This is a genomic window from Flavobacterium glycines, from assembly GCF_900100165.1.
GTDB classification, from domain to species: domain Bacteria; phylum Bacteroidota; class Bacteroidia; order Flavobacteriales; family Flavobacteriaceae; genus Flavobacterium; species Flavobacterium glycines.
Window position 1 is genome coordinate 885,424 of the sequence record NZ_FNEO01000001.1, and the last position, 19,226, is coordinate 904,649.

The window sequence follows — 19,226 nt, forward strand, 5'->3', positions numbered from 1 at the left end:
TGGAAAATAAAAATGAAAAGGGCACAATGTTCTATAAATAAACTTGTGCCCTTTGTATTGATTTTGTTAATCCAGGATTTAATTAGATATCAAATCCCAATTTAACGCCTAATTTATTTGCAATAATCTTAGTGATTCTTTGTTTTAATTCAGGGATTTTGATGTTTTCAATAACCGAATTTGAAAAGGCATACATCAATAAAGCTTTGGCTTCTTTTTTAGGAATACCTCTTTGTTGCATATAAAATAAAGCGGTATCGTCTAATTGCCCTACGGTACAACCATGAGAACATTTTACATCATCGGCAAAAATTTCCAATTGCGGTTTAGCATTGATGGTAGCTTTGTCGCTCAGGATAATGTTGTTGCTTTGTTGGAAAGCATTGGTTTTTTGAGCAATTTTGTCTACAAATACTTTACCGTTGAAAACTCCGGTAGCACGATCGTTGTAAATTCCTTTGTAATCCTGGAAGCTCTCACAGTTAGGTTGAGCGTGATTCACTAAAGTATAATGATCGACGTGTTGTTTTTCGCCAATAATTGTAATCCCGTTTAATGTGCTTGTTAATCTTTCTCCAAAATGATAGAAATTCAGATTGTTTCTGGTTAGGTTTCCACCAAAAGAGAAAGTGTGAACATACACGTGACTTTCTTTTTGTTGCGACACGTAAGTGTTATCAATTAAGTTGGCTTCAAGATCGTCATTTTGGATTTTGTAATAATCTACAATAGCACGTTTTTGAGCAAAAATCTCAGTAACTGAATTGGTCAATACCGGATTTCCGCTTAAGCTTTGATGACGCTCAATAATTTGTACATGGGAGTTTTCGCCCACAATTACCAAGTTTCTAGGCTGAACCATTAAAGCGGCTTCGTTACCTGTAGAGAAATACATGATTTCGATAGGTTTGTCTGCAACCTTGCTTTTTGGGATGTTGATGTAAGCACCTTCGCTGGCAAAAGCGGTGTTCAATGAAGTAAGGCTTTCTTCTTTGTTGGCAATTTTGTTAAAATAGTTATCAATAACCATTTTGTATTTTGGTTTTGTTAATGCCGAAGACATTAAGCAAACATCGATTCCGTCGTGAGTTGTTGAAGAAAGATGCGAACTGAAAATACCATCGATAAATACAACTTTGTAAGAGTCAATTTCGTGAAGAAAGTATTTTTTTACTTCTTTAAATTCAATAGCGCTGTCTTTTTTAGGAAATACGGTAAAGTCATTTTTTAGAATGGCATTTAGCGAAGTGTATTTCCAGGCTTCCTCTTTTTTAGTAGGGAAACCTTTTTCTTCGAAGTTTTTTAAAGCGGATGTTCTTACTTCATGAAGCTCTGTTTGAACATCAATGCGTTCTTCGAAAGCCATGAACGATGAGATTAATTTATCTTTTAATTCCATTTTATTTAAGTCTTAAAGTCGAAAGTCATAAAGTCAAAGGCGTAAACTTTTATACCTTAAACTTTTAAACTTTAAACTTTTGATAAGTATTTAATAAAACCACTTAACAATTTTGATATTTCTGTTACTGATTCTAAAAGTTTTTCGAATTCTTCTTTTGTAATATAATCTAAATCAAGTGCCAAATATAATTGAGATCTAACTTCTCCTGCAGATGCTTTTGCAACGTATAAAAAATAAATAAATTCTTTATCTGTATTTCTTTCAAAACCTTCTGCAATATTTGACGTTATTGAAATAGATGCCCGTCTAATTTGTCTGGCGAAATCAAAATCCTTTTTGAAATTTGTATTTTCTGTAATTAGGTAAATTCTTTTGTTGAATTGTCTTGCTTTTTGCCAAGAATTAATTTCTTCGAAAGAATTAAACTTACCCATTATTTCTCTTTTGACTTTTGACCTTCGACTTTAGACTAGTTAATTTTATGCTTCTTGTTCTTGTTTAATCCAGTCGTATCCTTTTTCTTCTAATTCTAAGGCCAGGCTGGCATCACCGGATTTTACAATTCTTCCGTTATATAAAACGTGAACAAAATCAGGAACGATATAGTCTAATAATCTTTGGTAGTGTGTGATAACGATGATAGCGTTTTTGTCACTTTTTAATTTGTTAACACCATTGGCAACAATTCTTAAAGCATCGATATCCAATCCTGAATCCGTTTCGTCAAGAATAGCTAATTTAGGTTCTAACATTGCCATTTGGAAAATCTCGTTACGTTTTTTCTCACCACCTGAGAAACCTTCGTTAAGAGAACGAGACAAAAACTTACGGTCAATTTCTAATAATTCTGATTTTTCACGAATAACTTTCAACATTTCGTTAGCCGGCATTTCTTCCTGACCGTTAGCTTTACGCTTTTCGTTGATAGCTGTTTTCATGAAGTTAGTAACTGAAACTCCAGGGATTTCAACCGGATATTGAAAAGAAAGGAATACTCCTTTGTGTGCTCTTTCTTCAGGAGCTAATTCAGAAATATCTTCGTTGTCTAATAAGATCTCTCCTTCTGTTACTTCGTAGTTTTCGTTTCCTGCAATAATTGCCGAAAGTGTACTTTTTCCTGCTCCATTAGGTCCCATTATCGCATGAACTTCTCCTGCTTTTACTTCAAGGTTTATTCCTTTAAGAATTTCTTTATCACCTATAGAGGCTTGTAAATTTTTTATACTTAACATCAGTTTTTTTGTTTTATTCGTAATGTCCTTTTAAGGAAAGGATATCTAAAATTTCTATTTTGTTTTCTTCAGTAACTTTATATATGATACGGTGTTCTCTATTAATTCTTCTTGACCAGCGTCCGGATAATTGATGTTTTAATTCTTCAGGTTTTCCGATGCCTTCATAAGGATGTAATTGAATGTCTTCTATCAAAGAATAAATCTTTTTTAATATTCCTTTATTTCCGGACTTTACCCAAAAATCTAAATCAGCTTTTGCTTTATCGGAAAATTCTATTTGCATAGTTCTTTCAATTCCTCCATTGTCATTCGAATTCCTCTGCCTTCTTTTATGCTTTTTTCAGCTTCCAAAATTTCTTTTACAAATTCTTCATTGTATGGTTTTTCGTCTTCAATTGTAATTTCAAAACCAAGTGATTTTGCCAGTGATTTTAACACCGGAAAATCTTTTTTCTTTACATTTTTTAAAACAATATCCATGTTGCTTAGAATTTAAAGATTATCCTACCGAACCTTCTAATGAGATTTCTAATAATTTTTGAGCTTCTACGGCAAATTCCATTGGTAACTTGTTCAATACTTCTTTACTGAAACCGTTTACGATTAATGCAATGGCTTTTTCAGTAGGAATACCACGTTGGTTACAATAGAAAACCTGATCTTCACCAATTTTAGAAGTCGTAGCTTCGTGTTCTATTTTAGCCGATGGACTTTTGCTTTCGATATAAGGGAAAGTGTGAGCTCCGCAATTGTTACCCATTAATAACGAGTCACATTGAGAAAAGTTTCGGGCATTGTCTGCTCTTGGAGAAATCTGTACTAATCCTCTGTAGCTGTTTTGTGATTTTCCTGCTGAAATACCTTTGGAAATGATAGTTGATTTAGTGTTTTTACCTAAATGAATCATTTTTGTTCCGGTATCAGCCTGTTGGAAATTATTAGTTACAGCAATCGAATAGAATTCACCTACTGAGTTGTCTCCTTTTAATACGCAAGAAGGGTATTTCCAGGTTACAGCAGAACCTGTTTCTACCTGAGTCCATGAAATTTTAGCGTTGGTTTCGCATAAACCTCTTTTGGTTACAAAGTTGAAAACACCACCTTTACCTTCTTTATTTCCAGGGAACCAGTTTTGAACTGTAGAATATTTAATTTCTGCATCGTCAAGAGCAATTAACTCTACAACCGCTGCGTGTAATTGATTTTCGTCACGACTTGGAGCAGTACAACCTTCCAGGTAAGAAACATAACTTCCTTCATCGGCAATAACTAAGGTTCTTTCAAACTGACCTGTTCCCGCCTGATTGATACGGAAATAAGTTGAAAGTTCCATTGGGCAACGTACTCCTTTTGGGATATAACAGAAAGATCCGTCAGAGAAAACAGCCGAGTTCAAAGCGGCATAAAAGTTGTCTTTTTGCGGAACTACAGTTCCCAAATATTTACGAACTAATTCAGGGTGTTCTTTGATAGCCTCAGAAATACTCATAAAGATAATTCCTTTTTCGGCTAATGTTTTTTGAAAAGTAGTAGCAACAGAAACAGAATCTACAACGATGTCCATCGCTATATTGTTCATCTTTTTTTGCTCATCAAGAGAGATTCCTAATTTTTTGTACATCTCTAAAAGTTCAGGATCCACATCGTCCAGCGTTTTGTTTGGATCTACTTTTTTGGGAGCCGAATAATAAGAAATGGCTTGGAAATCTGGTTTAGTATATTTTACGTTAGCCCATTCAGGTTCTGTCATTTCTTCCCATGCTCTGAAAGACTCAATACGCCAGTCAGTCATCCATTGCGGTTCTCCTTTTTTTTGTGAAATGGCACGAACAATGTCTTCATTTAACCCAATAGGAAAAGTTTCCGATTCCAGATTGGTATAAAATCCGTATTCGTATTCTTTGTTTTCGAGTTCGATTTTTAAATCGTCTTCTGTATATTTACTCATCTTGTTTATTTAAAGATTGAAAAATTTAAAGATTAAAAGTTCTTTAAATAGTTTTTAATCATTTATTAGATTCTAAAAATTTTAGAATTTATTTCACTTTTATGGAGTTTGTAAATTCTTAAAATTAGGTTTGTTTTTTTCAGGATTTAAAGAGAAAAACTTTCTCCGCATCCGCAAGTTCTGGTGGCATTTGGGTTATTGAAAACAAATCCTTTTCCGTTTAATCCTCCCGAATATTCTAAAATTGTTCCGGCAAGATATAGGAATGATTTTTTTTCAACGGCAATAGTAATATCGTTGTCTACGAAAATCTTATCATCCTCACCTTTGTTTTTGTCGAACTTTAAATCATAAGATAAGCCCGAGCATCCGCCACTCTTAACACCTACTCTTACATAGTCAGTAGAAGCATTAAAACCATCTTCTTCCATCAAAGAGATAATTTTTTTTCTGGCAGTATCTGAAACCTGTATCATTGTATGTAGATTTTGTCTAAATTAATTGCAAAGATAAGGTATAAAAACCGTATTCCACAATAGATAACATTTTTATAACTAATAAGGAAATAGATATTATTTATTTCTGTTCTTAATTTTAGAATGAATACAATTTATTAAAGCTTTGTGTTTGAAAATCAGCTTTTAGACTAAAAATGGATTTTTGGAATTTTTCAACTAATAAATCGTTGTTTTTTTATCGAACTGGATGGATTTTCATAAATTGCCAAAGTGAATTTTTAAACGAAAAACATGAAATTATATCCTATTGAAACCGGAAATTTTAAATTGGACGGAGGCGCTATGTTTGGGGTAGTTCCAAAAACGATTTGGAATAAAACCAATCCCGCTGATGCCAACAATTTAATAGATATTGCTGCCCGGAGTTTGTTAATTGAAGAGGGTAATCGTTTGATTTTGATTGATGCCGGAATGGGAAATAAGCAATCGGAGAAGTTTTTTGGGTATTATTCGCTTTGGGGAACCCATTCTATGGATGCATCATTGGCTAAATACGGTTTTCATCGTGATGATATTACCGATGTGTTTTTAACGCATCTTCATTTTGATCATTGTGGTGGCGCTATTCAGTGGAATAAAAATAAAACGGGTTATGAACCTGCTTTTAAAAATGCTAAATTTTGGTCGAATGAAAACCATTGGAAATGGGCTACTGAACCTAATTCCCGTGAAAAAGCTTCATTTTTATCAGAGAATATTTTGCCGATGCAGGAAAGCGGTCAGCTGAATTTCATAAAAAGAATCGAAGGTGATTTTCTGAAAAAATCAGAATTGGATTTTGGGATTTTCTTTGTCGATGGACATACCGAAAAACAGATGATTCCGCATATTCAATACAAAGGAAAAACGATTGTCTTTTGCGCTGATTTGTTGCCTACAGCCGGACATATTCCTATTCCTTATGTTATGGGCTATGATACCCGACCACTTCTGACAATGGATGAAAAAACAAAATTCATGAATGCAGCTGCTGATAATAATTACTATTTGTTTCTGGAGCACGATGCGCATAATGAAATAATAACAGTACAACATACCGAAAAAGGAGTTCGCCTGAATGAAGTTTTTTCATGTGAGGATATCTTAATCTAGTGTTAATCCTGGTATTTTTATAATAGAAAAATTATTTTTAATTTATATTTGAAATGGACTAAAAATATAAAGTACATGAATACTATAAAACCCATTTGTATTTCTGTTTTTTCTGCTTTGATTTTAGCAGGCTGCGGAGCGCAAAAATTACCTGATTATAAATCATTAACAGCAATAACAGCACCTGTAAATAGTAAAAAAAATAAGGAGCTGACAGAGAACGAATTGAAACGTTGGAATCATCACGATATTGTGAAAGATACAGTTCCGGGAATGAGCGTTGACAGGACTTATGCTGAATTGTTGAAAGACAGAAAATCAAAAAAAGTCATTGTTGGAATTGTGGATTCGGGTGTAGATATTGAACATGAGGATTTGAAATCGGTGATTTGGACAAATGCCAAAGAAATTTCCGGAAATGGAATTGATGATGACAAAAATGGTTATGTAGATGATATTCACGGTTGGAATTTTCTGGGAGATATTACCAAAGAAAATTTAGAATACGAAAGAATTGTCAAAGACAAAACGATTACAGATGAGGCAACTTATCAGGCAGCTAAAAAATTTAATGACAAGGTGGTTGCCGAAGCTCCATTGTATAAAAAACATTATGAAGGTTTGTTGGTTGCTTTGCAGGATGCAGATAAAGTTATTGCAGAGCAATTAGGTAAAACAGTGTACACTGTCGAAGAACTTGATGCGTTAGATTCTCAGGATGCTTTGGTTCAGAAAAGCAAAAATGTCATGAAAAAGATGTTTGCTTATGGGATGAGTGTAAAGGGGTTAGAAGATACTTTTAAGAAGGAAATTGAAAAAAATAATTTGATTATCAGTGGTGATAATTTAAAACCTGACTACAGAAAGGTTCTGGGTGATAATCCAAATGACATTACCGTTACTAATTATGGAAATAATAATGTAACAGGACCCGACAGGGAAGAAGCGCTTCACGGAACGCATGTGGCGGGAATTGTCGCGCAGCAAAGAAATAACAATATCGGAGGTGACGGGATTGCTAATAATGTAGCGATTCTTACGGTGCGTGCTGTTCCTGATGGTGATGAGTACGACAAAGATATTGCTTTGGCTATTCGCTATGCTGTAGATAATGGCGCGAAAGTGATTAACGGAAGTTTTGGAAAAAGTTTTTCACCACATAAAAATTGGGTTTTTGATGCAATTAAATACGCCGCTAAAAAAGACGTGTTAATCGTTCATGCAGCAGGAAATGATGCTAAAAACATTGACTATTTTGATAATTTTCCGAATGATTCAGAGGATAAGAAAACCGAAATTTCAGATAATTTAATTACCGTTGGTGCTTTAAATTTCGAATACGGAGATAAAGTTGTGGCTGGTTTTTCAAATATCGGGAAAATTAATGTAGATGTTTTTGCACCTGGTGTAAAAATCTATGCTTCGACTCCGGGAAATACGTATAAATTTTTAAAAGGTACTTCTATGGCTGCGCCAAACGTAGCCGGAGTAGCGGCATTAATTCGTTCGTATTATCCAAAGTTGACGGCTTCTCAGGTAAAACACATTTTGATGGATTCGGGAGTGGCAATTAATATGGATGTTGTGGTAGGTGGTAATCCAAATGATGTTCGTCCGTTTAACGAATTGTCCACAACAGGAAAAATGATAAACGCTTACAATGCTATTTTATTAGCAAACAAAATAGCTAAAAAATAATTCCAATAGCTGTTAATCAAATGGAAGGATGCTGAGTCCTTCCATTTTTTATTTAAAAAAACATATGAGAAAAATTCTATTTCTTGCATTGCTTTTTTCAAATGCACTTCTTGTAACTGCTCAAAACGCTTCCTATTGGCAGCAGGCCGTTGATTATAAAATGGAAGTGATCATGGATGCGGAACATTTTAAATACAAAGGGAAGCAGGAATTGGTGTATGCCAATAATTCGTCGGATACTTTAAGGAAAGTGTATTATCATTTGTATCCCAATGCTTTTCAACCGGGCAGTGAAATGGCCGAAAGAGCTGATAATATCAAAGATGCCGATGCCCGAATGGTTAGAAAAACCAAAGTAGGCGATACGGAAGTAAAAGAAAACCGCATTCAGAATTTGAAACCTAACGAAATAGGATATTTAAAAGTTAGCAATTTTAAGCAAGATGGAGTGGTTGCCGGTACAAAAACTATTGGGACTATTCTGGAGGTGGTTTTGGCAAAACCCATTTTGCCGCATTCTAAAACCACTTTTACATTGGATTTCGGCGGTCAGGTTCCGTTGCAAATTCGTCGTTCGGGTAGAAATAACGCCGAAGGTGTCGCCTTTTCGATGTCGCAGTGGTATCCTAAAATTGCCGAATTTGATTTTGAAGGCTGGCATGCCGATCCTTACATTGCCCGAGAATTTCATGGCGTTTGGGGTAATTTTGATGTAAAAATTACCATTGATAAGGATTATGTTTTAGGAGGATCCGGTTATTTGCAAAAACCAAACAAAATTGGACATGGTTATCAGGATGCCGGAGTTCAGGTAAAATATCCAAAGGGAACCAAAAAACTCACCTGGCATTTTGTGGCGCCAATGGTGCATGATTTTACCTGGGCAGCCGATAAGGAATATTTGCACGATGTAGTCAAAGGACCTAATAATGTGGATTTGCATTTTTTGTACAAAAACAATCCTAAAATTATAGACAATTGGAAAAAATTGCAGCCTTTGATGGTTCAGGTGATGGATTTTTATAATAAGAATATTGGTAAATATCCATACAAACAATATTCTTTTATTCAGGGTGGCGATGGCGGAATGGAATATGCCATGTGTACCCTGATTTTAGGAAACGGAACACTGGAAGGTGTTTTTGGGACAGCTACGCATGAATTAGGACATAGCTGGTTTCAGCATATTTTGGCTTCTAATGAATCCAAACATCCCTGGATGGACGAAGGTTTCACAACTTATGTAGAAGATTTAGCCGTAAATGAAATTACAGGAAAAAAAGCAGTAAACCCATTTGAAGAAAATTATAAGGCGTATTATTCTTTGGTGAATTCCGGTAAGGAACAGCCACAAACCACACATGCTGACCGTTATGATTTGAATCGTTCCTATAGTATTTCTTCTTATGTTAAAGGAAGTATCTTCCTGTCACAATTGGGTTATTTGATAGGTCAGGATAAATTAGCCGAAACCATAAAGAGGTATTATCAGGATTTTAAATTCAAACATCCTACGCCCAATGATATTAAGCGCACGGCCGAGCGTGTTTCGGGAGCGGAACTCGATTGGTATTTAACCGATTGGACGCAAACGACTAATACTATTGATTACGGAATTACTGCTGTTTCGGAGAATGCAGAAAATACAGTTGTTAGTTTAGAACGAATTGGTCGCATGCCGATGCCTATCGATTTGCAGGTGGAATATACTGATGGGACTGTAGAAAGTTTTTACATTCCGTTGCGAATGCTATTTTTTGAAAAAGCCAATCCTAATCCGTTAATTAAAAGAACAGTGTTGAATGATTGGACCTGGGCCAACCCAAAATATGAGTTTACTATTGAAAAACCCAAGAGCACAATTAAAAAAATCACAATTGACCCAAGCGGTTTAATGGCTGATGTACAATTAAAAAATAATACTTATGAGGTGAAGTGATTTTTATTTCTTCATTTATGATAGAAACCCGACAGTTTTCGAAAACTGTCGGGTTTGTTTTTTTGTACACAGGTAAATATCCCAATCGTTCAGTTTTATCACAAACGTTAGCGCAGGCATTTGCCTGTGCCCGCAAAGATTTTCAAAACAAGTCTAATAAAATCACTTCTAGCTCATTATCTAAACCTCCATAATTTCTTGCAGAACTAAAATAATAATCTTCCGGCAAAGTAACAATTTTGTCTTTTACAGGATTGTTGTGGATATAATCTAATTTTTGGCGAATAAATTTGTTGCTGTAAATATGTTCAGCATGATAACCATTTTGCCATACTTTATATTGTTGCTCTTTCTTTAGATGTTCACATGCTTTTTTAAAATATTCCAACATCCATTCTTTTCGACTTTCAGGTTCATCTAGTATGATTTCAATAATTTTTTTGGAAGTGAATCTTTTAAAATCTCGCATAACATCCGACATTATGAAGCCATTTGTTGTTTTACAAAGCAAGTGAATATGACTGGTCATAATACAATATGCATAAATCTCTAAACCTTTGTTTTTTTGACAAAATTGTAAGGCTTTGATAATTGATTCTTTTTGATTTAATCTCGTGAATACATCAATCCAACCCACTGTTGTTATGGTTATAAAATAGGCATCTTCAGTAGTTGTTGCTTTATATTTTGTTGACATTTTTATTTTTAATGTATTTACTCTACTTTGTGGGCACAGGCAAATGCCTGCGCTAACGAATCGCACATATCTGAGCGGTCGGGGAAAGTTGTGGTCATTTACGACTACAACTTATTTTTAATGTATTTACTCTACTTTGTGGGCACAGGCAAATGCCTGCGCTAACGAATCGCACATATCTGAGCGGTCGGGGTAATTAAAAAGCACAGAAGTGTTGCATTATAAACATAATTAATAAAGGGGAGAAAAAGAAAAATACAATGAATAGTTCACCTAATAATTTTTCTCGTTTAGTTTCATTTATCCATTTGTCTCTATATGTAAAATATTTTCCTTTATATCTTCTCTTGGTTGAAAAAAAAATAAATAACCCAATAAAACTTAATATAATTTTATCGTATGAATGAGTTAGTTTAAAATTCAAAATATCAATTAAAAAACTATATAAAGGTATACAATAAAGAAAAACAATAAAGGAAATGGTTAAGACAGCTGTAAAAGCTTCTACTCCATCTCTTTTAAAATGCCTTTTTGCTGTTCTAAAATAAGTATAATCAAATATGTTTTTCATTCCAATTTTGTAGTTTTATTTGCTATTATATCACAATCGTTAGGCATTTGCCTGTGCCCGCAAAAATTGTCAAAACAAATCTAATCAAAAAGTTCTTACAATCAGTTGCTGTTATTCTTTACTTAAAGAAGTGTACGAAATAGCTTTTACTTTGTAACTTTGCGCTTCAATGAAAAACCCGATGAAAAACAAACTATTATATATTTTTAGTCTGCTCATTGTATTGGTTTCCTGTAATCAGGAAAACAACCAAAAACGATTGGCAGAAAATGCCAAAGACGCTAAAAAGAAAAAAATCATTTTTGAAAATATTCAAAAAGGCTGGGATTTTTACGATGAGCCTATCAATGAGGCTACCGAAGAAAGCATAAAAACCTGGACTGAGTTGCGAGTGTTTATGCAGGAACTGGCTCAAAAACCAAGGAAAACCATTGGTGCTTTTCAACAAAAATCGGATGCTATTTCTAAAAAAGCGATGGTGTTGAATATGAATATTCCAGTATTGTTTGATAAACCACAAATCAAAAGTCGTATTTCGGTTTTAATTACTAAGGTGCGATTATTGGATATGTACATTCATCTGGATAATATTCCTGATAAAAAAGTGGTACAATTAGTGGGCGAAATCAATAAAGAATTGGCCACTTTGCAACGTCAAATGGATATTCTTACCGAGAAGAGCAAAATTCCGGTTGAGGAAGGTGAGGACGAGATGAGGCGTATGTTGTTGGATTCAGCCAGAGCTATTCCTAATAATACGGTAATGCCAACGGTTATTCCGGTAGGTACGAGAGGAATTATTAATCCAAATGATGCCCGAGTTGAGTAAGAAAGTCTTATACAGCATTTACGATTCTTCGCCTAAAATCCAACAAATTTCGGCAGCTTTACAGCAAAGAAATCAGCCTAAATTGCACCTTAGTGGTTTGCTGGGTTCGGCTGTTTCTTTTGTTATTCGTTCGGTTTTTAAAAAAGCCGAATTGCCTTTTCTGGTGATTTTAAATAATAAAGAAGAAGCGGCTTATTATCTGAACGATTTGGAACAAATGATAGGCGAAGAGGATGTGTTGTTTTATCCTGGTTCGTATCGTCGTCCGTATCAGATAGAGGAGGTTGACAATGCCAATGTGTTGCTTCGTGCCGAAGTATTAAACCGTATCAATTCCCGCAAAAAACCAGCAGTAATTGTCAGTTATCCCGAAGCGCTATTTGAAAAAGTAGTAACGCGTCAAAATTTGGATAAAAACACACTAAAAGTAAGTGTGGGCGACAAAATTTCGATTGATTTTATCAACGAAGTTTTATTCGAATATGAATTTAAAAGAGTCGATTTTATTACTGAACCTGGAGAGTTTTCGGTGCGTGGAGGAATTGTCGATGTGTTTTCTTTTTCGAATGATAACCCTTACCGAATCGAGTTTTTTGGCGATGAGGTCGAGAGTATCCGAACCTTTGATGTGGCAACGCAATTGTCATTGGAACAGAAAAAGAAAATCACCATTATTCCCAATGTAGAAAACAAGGTTTTTCAGGAAAACAGGGAGAGTTTTCTGGATTATATTTCGGAGCAAACTGTGATTTGTATTCAAAATACCGAAGATTTATTGGTACAATTGGACAAACAATTTGCCCGTGCCGAAGAAGCTTTTGAGAAATTATCCAAAGATGTTAAGCATGCCACTCCTGATGATTTATTTCTGAATCAAAAGACGTTTATAAAGCGTGCTTTGGATTTTTCTATAGTCGAATGGAGTTCAAAAGCTATTTTTAGAACTACCGGAAAATTCGAATTCCATATTCAGCCGCAGCCTTCGTTCAACAAGCAGTTTGATTTGTTGTTGAATAATTTGAGTGAGAATCATTTTAACGGCTATAAAAATTATTTGTTTTGTTCGAATGAAGCGCAGGCAAAGCGTTTTCATGATATTTTTGAAAGTTTGGATGAAGCCAATTCAGAGAATATCCGAAAGCAATACAACACCATTGTTTTGCCTTTGTATCAGGGATTTGTGGACGAAGAAAATCAAATTTGTTGTTATACCGATCATCAGATTTTTGAGCGTTACCATAAATTCAACATCAAAAACGGTTATTCGAAGAAACAGAATATTACTTTAAAAGAACTGACTTCGCTTTCTGTGGGCGATTATGTGACGCATATTGACCACGGAATTGGGAAATTTGGCGGTTTGCAAAAAATTCAGGTCGAAGGCAAAACGCAGGAAACCATTAAGCTGGTTTATGCCGATAATGATATTGTGTATGTGAGTATTCATTCGCTGCATAAAATTTCCAAATACAACGGCAAAGACGGAACGCCACCCAAAATATATAAATTAGGTTCGAATGCCTGGAAAGCTTTAAAGCAAAAAACCAAAGCGAGAGTCAAAAATATTGCGTTCAATTTGATTCAGTTGTATGCCAAAAGACGTTTGGAAAAAGGCTATCAATATGCACCGGACAGTTATTTGCAAAACGAATTAGAAAGTTCCTTTATTTACGAAGATACGCCGGACCAAATCAAATCAACAGCCGAAGTCAAAGCCGATATGGAAAGCGATCGACCAATGGATCGTTTGGTATGTGGAGATGTGGGTTTTGGAAAAACCGAAGTGGCTATTCGAGCGGCTTTCAAAGCGGTGGACAATAGCAAACAAGTGGCGGTTTTGGTGCCTACTACCATTTTGGCGTACCAACATTACCGTACTTTTTCAGAACGTTTGAAAGATATGCCGGTTAAAATTGGTTATCTGAACCGTTTTAGAACAGCCAAACAAAAAGCAGAAACCTTAAAAGATTTAGCCGAAGGCAAATTGGATATCGTTATTGGAACCCATCAGTTAGTGAACAAAAATGTCGTTTTTAAGGATTTAGGTTTGCTAATTGTGGATGAAGAGCAAAAGTTTGGTGTAAACGTAAAAGACAAACTAAAAACCATTGCTGCCAATGTCGATACGCTGACCTTGACAGCTACGCCAATCCCGAGAACGCTACAGTTTTCATTAATGGCAGCACGTGATTTATCGGTAATTACTACGCCTCCGCCTAACCGTTATCCTATTGAAACCAATGTAGTCGGTTTTAACGAAGAGGTAATCCGGGATGCGATTTCGTATGAAATTCAACGCAACGGACAGGTGTATTTTATCAATAACCGAATTGAAAATATCAAGGAAGTAGCCGGAATGATTCAGCGTTTGGTTCCTAATGCCAAAGTAGGAATCGGTCACGGGCAAATGGACGGTAAGAAACTGGAAGAGCTGATGCTGGCGTTCATGAACGGGGAATTTGATGTTTTGGTGGCAACAACTATTATCGAAAGTGGTTTGGACGTGCCTAATGCCAATACGATTTTTATCAATAATGCCAATAATTTCGGTCTGTCTGATTTGCATCAAATGCGCGGACGTGTCGGTCGAAGTAATAAGAAAGCTTTCTGTTATTTCATCTGTCCGCCTTACTCGTCAATGACCGAAGAAGCCAGAAAACGTATTCAGGCTTTGGAGCAATTTAGTGAACTCGGCAGTGGATTTAATATTGCGATGAAGGATTTGGAGATTCGTGGTGCCGGAGATTTATTAGGTGGTGAACAAAGTGGTTTTATCAACGAAATAGGTTTTGATACCTACCAAAAAATCATGAACGAGGCCATCGAAGAATTGAAAGAAAACGAATTCAAAGATTTGTATCCTGTAGAGAATGATATTGAAACCAAGGAATACGTAAAAGATTTACAAATTGATACCGATTTTGAGTTGTTGTTTTCGGATGAATATATCAATAATATCTCGGAGCGTATGAATTTGTATAACGAATTGAGTGCGATTAAAAACGAAGAAGAATTACAGGTTTTCCAAAACAAACTAATTGACCGTTTTGGTCCTTTGCCTCCGAGAGCGAATGCTTTGATGAACAGCATCCGCATTAAATGGGTGGCCACTCATGTTGGGATTGAAAAACTGGTGATGAAACAAGGCAAGATGATTGGTTATTTTGTGTCCGACCAGCAATCGGATTTTTACCAGTCGAATCGTTTTCATAAGGTGTTGCAGTTTGTTCAAAAACATCCTTCACTTTGTAAAATGAAAGAAAAGCAAACTCCTAACGGTCTACGTTTATTATTGACTTTTGAAAATGTAAAATCAACCAGAAGAGCTTTGGAACTGATGGAGCTATTGGGAGGAAAAGAAGCATAAAACCGTTGCTTTTGTAACTTTTTGTTTGGTTTTTGTATTAAAATTTTGTCAGTTTTTTGATTGTGAAAAAAATTCAGGTGTAGTTTAACGAATAATTTAAAATTAAGAAGTTTTACATGGTTTTTTTTATAAATTTAATGTTCTTAATACTAAATGTTTAGTTGTTTCGATATATGACATTAAAAAAAACATCTCCAAAAATACTTTTTTTAATAGTTTCATCAAGTGTAGTTTTTTTGATGCTTTATGCTGTTTTGTTGTATTATATTGGTAAAACAGAAAAGGATGCTTATCAAAATTCGGTTGAATTATTCGAAAGTAAAATCAACCAATTGCTGTTGTTAGAGTCCAAACCGATTTTAACAGCCTTAAAAAATGACACCAATTGGGATGAGTTTGTTGATTTTATCTCAACAAAAAAACAAACATGGTATGATGAGACTATTAGTAATGAGTTGAGGATTTACGGTGCCGATTACTTAGGTGTTTACGACCAAAACAAGCAATTTATTACACGTACTCCTACTCCTGTAATAAAAACCGTTGATTTTATCCCGAAACAAGCCATGACTGTTTTGGATAAAAAAAGAGTTGTAAAGTTTTATATAAAAATCCCTGAAGGAGTTGTCGAGGTAACCGGGGCGACTATTCATCCTTCAGATGATCCTTTTAAAATTAAAACCAAACCTTCGGGTTATTTTTTCGTTGCGCGTTTAATCAATGGGAAATTTATCAAAAATTTAGAAAAAATAACTTCTTCTAAAATAACTTCTTTAAATGTTAATGACAGTATTCCGGAACAAAGACATGTGGTAAGTGCTGTTTATTCCTTAAAAAATCCCAAAGGAGAATTAATTGGGAAATTACTGTTTGAAAGAAATTTTGATGTTTATTTTGAAAATACAATTCGCGTTTTATACATCATTATTGCTGTTTTTATACTGTATTTGGTGGTAAGTATTTATTATACGCAAAAATTGGTCTATCGGCCATTGTACTTGGTTCGAAGAGCACTTCAAAGAGGGAGTTTAAGTGCTATAGCCGAGTTGAAAAAAACCACCGGTGAGTTTAGTTATATAGGTAATTTATTTGAAGAAAATAATAATCAAAAAATTGCTTTGATTAAAGCAAAACTCAAAGCAGAGGAAGGGGATTTGTTAAAAGCTTCTTTCTTAGCCAATTTATCGCATGAAATAAGAACACCAATGAACGCTATCAATGGTTTTACCGAGCTTATTTTGAATACAGACATTGATGAAAAAGAACGAATCGAATATTTAAATGTAATTCAGAAAAACGGACAAAATCTGGTTTCTATTATTGATGATTTGATAGAGATGTCTAAGATAGATGCAAATCAGATAACGCCAAATTTCACCGAAATTAATTTAGAATCCTGTATTGAAGAGCTTTATAAAACGGTTAAGGTAACAATACCTAAAAAGAAACCTTTAAAGTTTAAGTTGTACAAGAGTACTGTTCCTGCAGCTTATAATATTATTACCGATGAGATTAAACTCAAGCAGGTTATCATTAATTTATTGACCAATGCCATAAAATATACAGATGAAGGGATGGTTCGATTTAAATATGAAATCGATGAAGAGAATAATTTAATTCATTTTACCATACAAGATACCGGTTCGGGAATTGATGAAAATCATCATAAACATGTTTTTGATCGATTTAAGCGCATAGAAAATGATCAGTCTATAACAGTAGGAGGATTGGGTCTGGGGCTTTCTATTTCTAAGGCTTATATAGAAATTCTGGGAGGAACAATTAATCTGGAGTCAAAAGTAGGAGAAGGTTCCGTCTTTTATTTTTCAATTCCTTTGAAATATGCAAAAGTGGAGCATATAGTGGTTAAGCCAATCCGTGAAAAAGAATTAGCAAAATCTGAGGATAGGGTAATTTTGATAGCTGAAGATGATAATGTTAATTTTTTATTGTTTCAAAAAATGATGAAAGATAAAGCGTATCAGATTATAAGAGCAGTAAATGGGCAGGAAGCTGTCGATATTTGTATTAATAATTCGGATATTGATTTGGTTTTAATGGATATCAAAATGCCTGTTATGAATGGATTTGAAGCTATTGAGCAGATACGTCCTATCAGGCCGAAACTTCCTATTATAGCGCAAACAGCTTATTCTTCTTCTGAAGATAAAGCTAAAATTGAAAAAGCGGGATTTGATGATTATATTACCAAGCCTTTGAATAGAGATCGTTTGTTTGAATTAATAAATAAATATTAATGTGTTTCAAATGAATGCAATCAAAAGGTTCTTTTTTCAGCTAATGCTGTCGTTGTCGGTTTTTGGTTTTTCGCAGGAAAAAAAATTAAAGGAGGATACGATTGTAGAAGAAAAAAAACTGAGTATTACTATTGATTTAGTGAGCAGGTATCTTTGGCGAGGACAATGTTGGGGTGGAAATTATGCAGCGGTACAGCCTTCAGCAGAATATGCTGTTACACCCAAATTGGCAATAGGGACTTGGGCTACGACTAATTTTAAAAAGGATTATTATTATCCGGATAATGAAAATTATTATAAAGGTTATCGGGAAATAGACTGGTATTTGAGTTATCAAATCAATGATTTTTTGCAATTCCAACTTTGGGATTATTATTGGCCTTCTGTTTCAAAAGTAGAAGGTGTAAGCAATAAATTTTTAGATTACGGGCCTACAAGTTCACAAACAGTAGATGCGATTTTGTATTTTGATTTTTCCGAAGGTTATCAATACCCGTTTAATGCTACCATAAGTACATTTGTAGGAGGGAATGATTATCGCTACAACAGCATACAACAACCAAAACGTAATTATACGACTTATCTTGAGTTAGGGTATACTTTAAAATTGTTTGAAAAGTCAAATTGCAAATTCATTCAAAATTTAGAATTAATGCCTTCGGCGGGAGTTGTATTAAATAATAAAGCAGCTTATTATAATTTTGCTGATTATGACAAGCCTTCTTTTGTGAATTTAGGGGTAAAAGCTACTAAAGAATTTGATTTAGGAGATGATGTTGTAATGCCACTTTCGTTGAATTATGTTCATAACGGGGCTACAAATAACACGGGTTTTTTTGGTAAGGATTTCCTGGTTGCAGGAATTAGTTTTACCTATTAATTTTATTTTGGGATAAAAAGCATAAAAAAAGCAGGTCTTTTAATAAGAGCCTGCTTTTTTAGTTTTGTTATGTTTGTTTTTAGTTCTTCAAATCTTTAATTACTTTGAAAGCAACATCTACCTGATCTTCACCAACCAAAATAGTGAATTCATTAGAAGTCGAAATTACTTCGTTGATGATGATTCCTTCCCAGGCTAAACGTTGGAAAATGAAATAATAAATTCCCGGAACCACAATGTTTTCTTTTGGTAATTTAACTGTTATAGAAGCCAGATTGTCTAATTTCTGAATTAACTTTTCGTTAGAAAAATGTTTGTCTACTAGTTTGTTTACGGTGTTGCTTACCACAATATTAATCTCGTTTACTCCTCTTGAAGAAGTGTAAAAAACATCCGGAAAACCATTGATATCCGAAATTAATTCGGCTTGTTTGTTTAAAACGGTTTCTGAAACAGCAAAAGTATAATCGGTTAAGGCAGAACGAACGGTAATTTCACCTATGTTTTTGATTACTTTATTAATTTTATGATTCAGTCTGAAATCCAGTTCTTCTGTTAATCTTTTTAAGGACATCACAACAGCGCCCTGTTTTACTTCTTTTCCAAATTCGCTCTCCAGCTCGGACATGATGTTCCTGGATAAAGAGGTTAAGTTGATGATTCCAAGTGACAAAGCATTTAATAAAAATGGTTTTGTTTTGATGTAATTTTCGACAATTGAAGAAACTGTTTTCATAATCAAATAGGTGTTTTTACTTAGTTTTTAAGTCGATTTACTTAGTTAAATCGTTA

The 19,226-nt window shown here is 34.4% G+C and carries 17 protein-coding genes; 7 read left to right on the top strand and 10 right to left on the bottom strand.

Translation table 11 applies throughout. The features are described 5' to 3' along the window. Nucleotides 1-82: 82 nt before the first annotated feature. The 7 genes from sufD to BLR17_RS03425 form a co-directional block, all read right to left on the bottom strand. Entirely contained in the window at nt 83-1,399 is a 1,317-nt protein-coding gene (gene sufD, locus BLR17_RS03395) for a Fe-S cluster assembly protein SufD (protein ID WP_066327631.1), read from the bottom strand. 71 nt (nt 1,400-1,470) lie between these two features. Then, nucleotides 1,471-1,836, bottom strand: a complete 366-nt coding sequence (locus BLR17_RS03400; protein WP_066327625.1) for a four helix bundle protein — start codon at nt 1,834-1,836, stop codon at nt 1,471-1,473. A 45-nt stretch (nt 1,837-1,881) separates the two neighbouring features. Continuing rightward, complete coding sequence (gene sufC, locus BLR17_RS03405) at nt 1,882-2,634, bottom strand: Fe-S cluster assembly ATPase SufC (RefSeq protein WP_066327624.1); 753 nt, start codon at nt 2,632-2,634, stop codon at nt 1,882-1,884. A 13-nt stretch (nt 2,635-2,647) separates the two neighbouring features. Next, complete coding sequence (locus BLR17_RS03410) at nt 2,648-2,920, bottom strand: Txe/YoeB family addiction module toxin (RefSeq protein WP_066327622.1); 273 nt, start codon at nt 2,918-2,920, stop codon at nt 2,648-2,650. After that, nucleotides 2,911-3,117 (bottom strand): DUF2683 family protein, encoded by a 207-nt coding sequence (locus BLR17_RS03415; protein ID WP_066327620.1) that lies wholly within the window; start codon nt 3,115-3,117, stop codon nt 2,911-2,913. The genes BLR17_RS03410 and BLR17_RS03415 overlap by 10 nt, the downstream gene beginning before the upstream one ends. Before the next feature lie 19 nt (nt 3,118-3,136). Then, complete coding sequence (sufB, locus tag BLR17_RS03420; protein WP_066327618.1) at nt 3,137-4,585, bottom strand: Fe-S cluster assembly protein SufB; 1,449 nt, start codon at nt 4,583-4,585, stop codon at nt 3,137-3,139. Between the two features lie 146 nt (nt 4,586-4,731). Beyond that, nucleotides 4,732-5,061 (bottom strand): HesB/IscA family protein, encoded by a 330-nt coding sequence (locus BLR17_RS03425; RefSeq protein ID WP_066327616.1) that lies wholly within the window; start codon nt 5,059-5,061, stop codon nt 4,732-4,734. A 273-nt stretch (nt 5,062-5,334) separates the two neighbouring features. Between BLR17_RS03425 and BLR17_RS03430 the strand changes: the two genes are divergently transcribed. The 3 genes from BLR17_RS03430 (at nt 5,335) to BLR17_RS03440 (ending at nt 9,832) form a co-directional block, all read left to right on the top strand. Then, nucleotides 5,335-6,195: an MBL fold metallo-hydrolase gene (locus BLR17_RS03430; RefSeq protein ID WP_066327614.1), complete on the top strand. Its 861-nt coding sequence runs from the start codon at nt 5,335-5,337 to the stop codon at nt 6,193-6,195. A gap of 75 nt (nt 6,196-6,270) precedes the next feature. Continuing rightward, a complete protein-coding gene (locus BLR17_RS03435; RefSeq protein ID WP_066327612.1) occupies nt 6,271-7,893 on the top strand; it encodes a S8 family peptidase in 1,623 nt (540 codons plus the stop codon). Nucleotides 7,894-7,957: 64 nt separating this feature from the next. Next, nucleotides 7,958-9,832, top strand: coding sequence for a M1 family metallopeptidase (locus tag BLR17_RS03440; protein WP_066327610.1), 1,875 nt, complete (start codon nt 7,958-7,960; stop codon nt 9,830-9,832). Between the two features lie 142 nt (nt 9,833-9,974). Here the strand turns inward: BLR17_RS03440 and BLR17_RS03445 are convergent, their stop codons facing one another. Continuing rightward, on the bottom strand, nt 9,975-10,529 hold the full coding sequence (locus BLR17_RS03445) for an REP-associated tyrosine transposase (protein WP_066325709.1): 555 nt from the start codon (nt 10,527-10,529) through the stop codon (nt 9,975-9,977). Between the two features lie 196 nt (nt 10,530-10,725). Next, a complete protein-coding gene (locus tag BLR17_RS03450) occupies nt 10,726-11,100 on the bottom strand; it encodes a hypothetical protein (RefSeq protein WP_066325708.1) in 375 nt (124 codons plus the stop codon). A gap of 181 nt (nt 11,101-11,281) precedes the next feature. Between BLR17_RS03450 and BLR17_RS03455 the strand changes: the two genes are divergently transcribed. The 4 genes from BLR17_RS03455 to BLR17_RS03470 all read left to right on the top strand — a co-directional run bounded on the left by BLR17_RS03455 (nt 11,282) and on the right by BLR17_RS03470 (nt 18,434). Beyond that, nucleotides 11,282-11,929, top strand: a complete 648-nt coding sequence (locus tag BLR17_RS03455) for a hypothetical protein (protein WP_066325716.1) — start codon at nt 11,282-11,284, stop codon at nt 11,927-11,929. Next, a complete protein-coding gene (gene mfd / locus BLR17_RS03460; RefSeq protein WP_066325707.1) occupies nt 11,922-15,296 on the top strand; it encodes a transcription-repair coupling factor in 3,375 nt (1,124 codons plus the stop codon). The genes BLR17_RS03455 and mfd overlap by 8 nt, the downstream gene beginning before the upstream one ends. A gap of 173 nt (nt 15,297-15,469) precedes the next feature. Further along, on the top strand, nt 15,470-17,554 hold the full coding sequence (locus tag BLR17_RS03465) for an ATP-binding protein (protein WP_074517126.1): 2,085 nt from the start codon (nt 15,470-15,472) through the stop codon (nt 17,552-17,554). A gap of 10 nt (nt 17,555-17,564) precedes the next feature. Next, nucleotides 17,565-18,434, top strand: coding sequence for a hypothetical protein (locus BLR17_RS03470; RefSeq protein ID WP_066325705.1), 870 nt, complete (start codon nt 17,565-17,567; stop codon nt 18,432-18,434). A 79-nt stretch (nt 18,435-18,513) separates the two neighbouring features. On the opposite strand, the gene BLR17_RS03475 is transcribed toward BLR17_RS03470, so the two are convergent. Further along, the gene (locus BLR17_RS03475) at nt 18,514-19,170 is read right to left on the bottom strand and encodes an aspartate kinase (protein ID WP_066325704.1); all 657 of its coding nucleotides are present in this window, start codon (nt 19,168-19,170) and stop codon (nt 18,514-18,516) included. Nucleotides 19,171-19,226: the final 56 nt, after the last annotated feature.

Coding starts and splice junctions, on each gene's coding strand:
- sufD (WP_066327631.1), bottom strand. CDS start 1,399: ATGGAATTAAAAGATAAATTAATCTCATCGTTCATGGCTTTCGAAGAA.
- BLR17_RS03400 (WP_066327625.1), bottom strand. CDS start 1,836: ATGGGTAAGTTTAATTCTTTCGAAGAAATTAATTCTTGGCAAAAAGCA.
- sufC (WP_066327624.1), bottom strand. CDS start 2,634: ATGTTAAGTATAAAAAATTTACAAGCCTCTATAGGTGATAAAGAAATT.
- BLR17_RS03410 (WP_066327622.1), bottom strand. CDS start 2,920: ATGCAAATAGAATTTTCCGATAAAGCAAAAGCTGATTTAGATTTTTGG.
- BLR17_RS03415 (WP_066327620.1), bottom strand. CDS start 3,117: ATGGATATTGTTTTAAAAAATGTAAAGAAAAAAGATTTTCCGGTGTTA.
- sufB (WP_066327618.1), bottom strand. CDS start 4,585: ATGAGTAAATATACAGAAGACGATTTAAAAATCGAACTCGAAAACAAA.
- BLR17_RS03425 (WP_066327616.1), bottom strand. CDS start 5,061: ATGATACAGGTTTCAGATACTGCCAGAAAAAAAATTATCTCTTTGATG.
- BLR17_RS03430 (WP_066327614.1), top strand. CDS start 5,335: ATGAAATTATATCCTATTGAAACCGGAAATTTTAAATTGGACGGAGGC.
- BLR17_RS03435 (WP_066327612.1), top strand. CDS start 6,271: ATGAATACTATAAAACCCATTTGTATTTCTGTTTTTTCTGCTTTGATT.
- BLR17_RS03440 (WP_066327610.1), top strand. CDS start 7,958: ATGAGAAAAATTCTATTTCTTGCATTGCTTTTTTCAAATGCACTTCTT.
- BLR17_RS03445 (WP_066325709.1), bottom strand. CDS start 10,529: ATGTCAACAAAATATAAAGCAACAACTACTGAAGATGCCTATTTTATA.
- BLR17_RS03450 (WP_066325708.1), bottom strand. CDS start 11,100: ATGAAAAACATATTTGATTATACTTATTTTAGAACAGCAAAAAGGCAT.
- BLR17_RS03455 (WP_066325716.1), top strand. CDS start 11,282: ATGAAAAACAAACTATTATATATTTTTAGTCTGCTCATTGTATTGGTT.
- BLR17_RS03465 (WP_074517126.1), top strand. CDS start 15,470: ATGACATTAAAAAAAACATCTCCAAAAATACTTTTTTTAATAGTTTCA.
- BLR17_RS03470 (WP_066325705.1), top strand. CDS start 17,565: ATGAATGCAATCAAAAGGTTCTTTTTTCAGCTAATGCTGTCGTTGTCG.
- BLR17_RS03475 (WP_066325704.1), bottom strand. CDS start 19,170: ATGAAAACAGTTTCTTCAATTGTCGAAAATTACATCAAAACAAAACCA.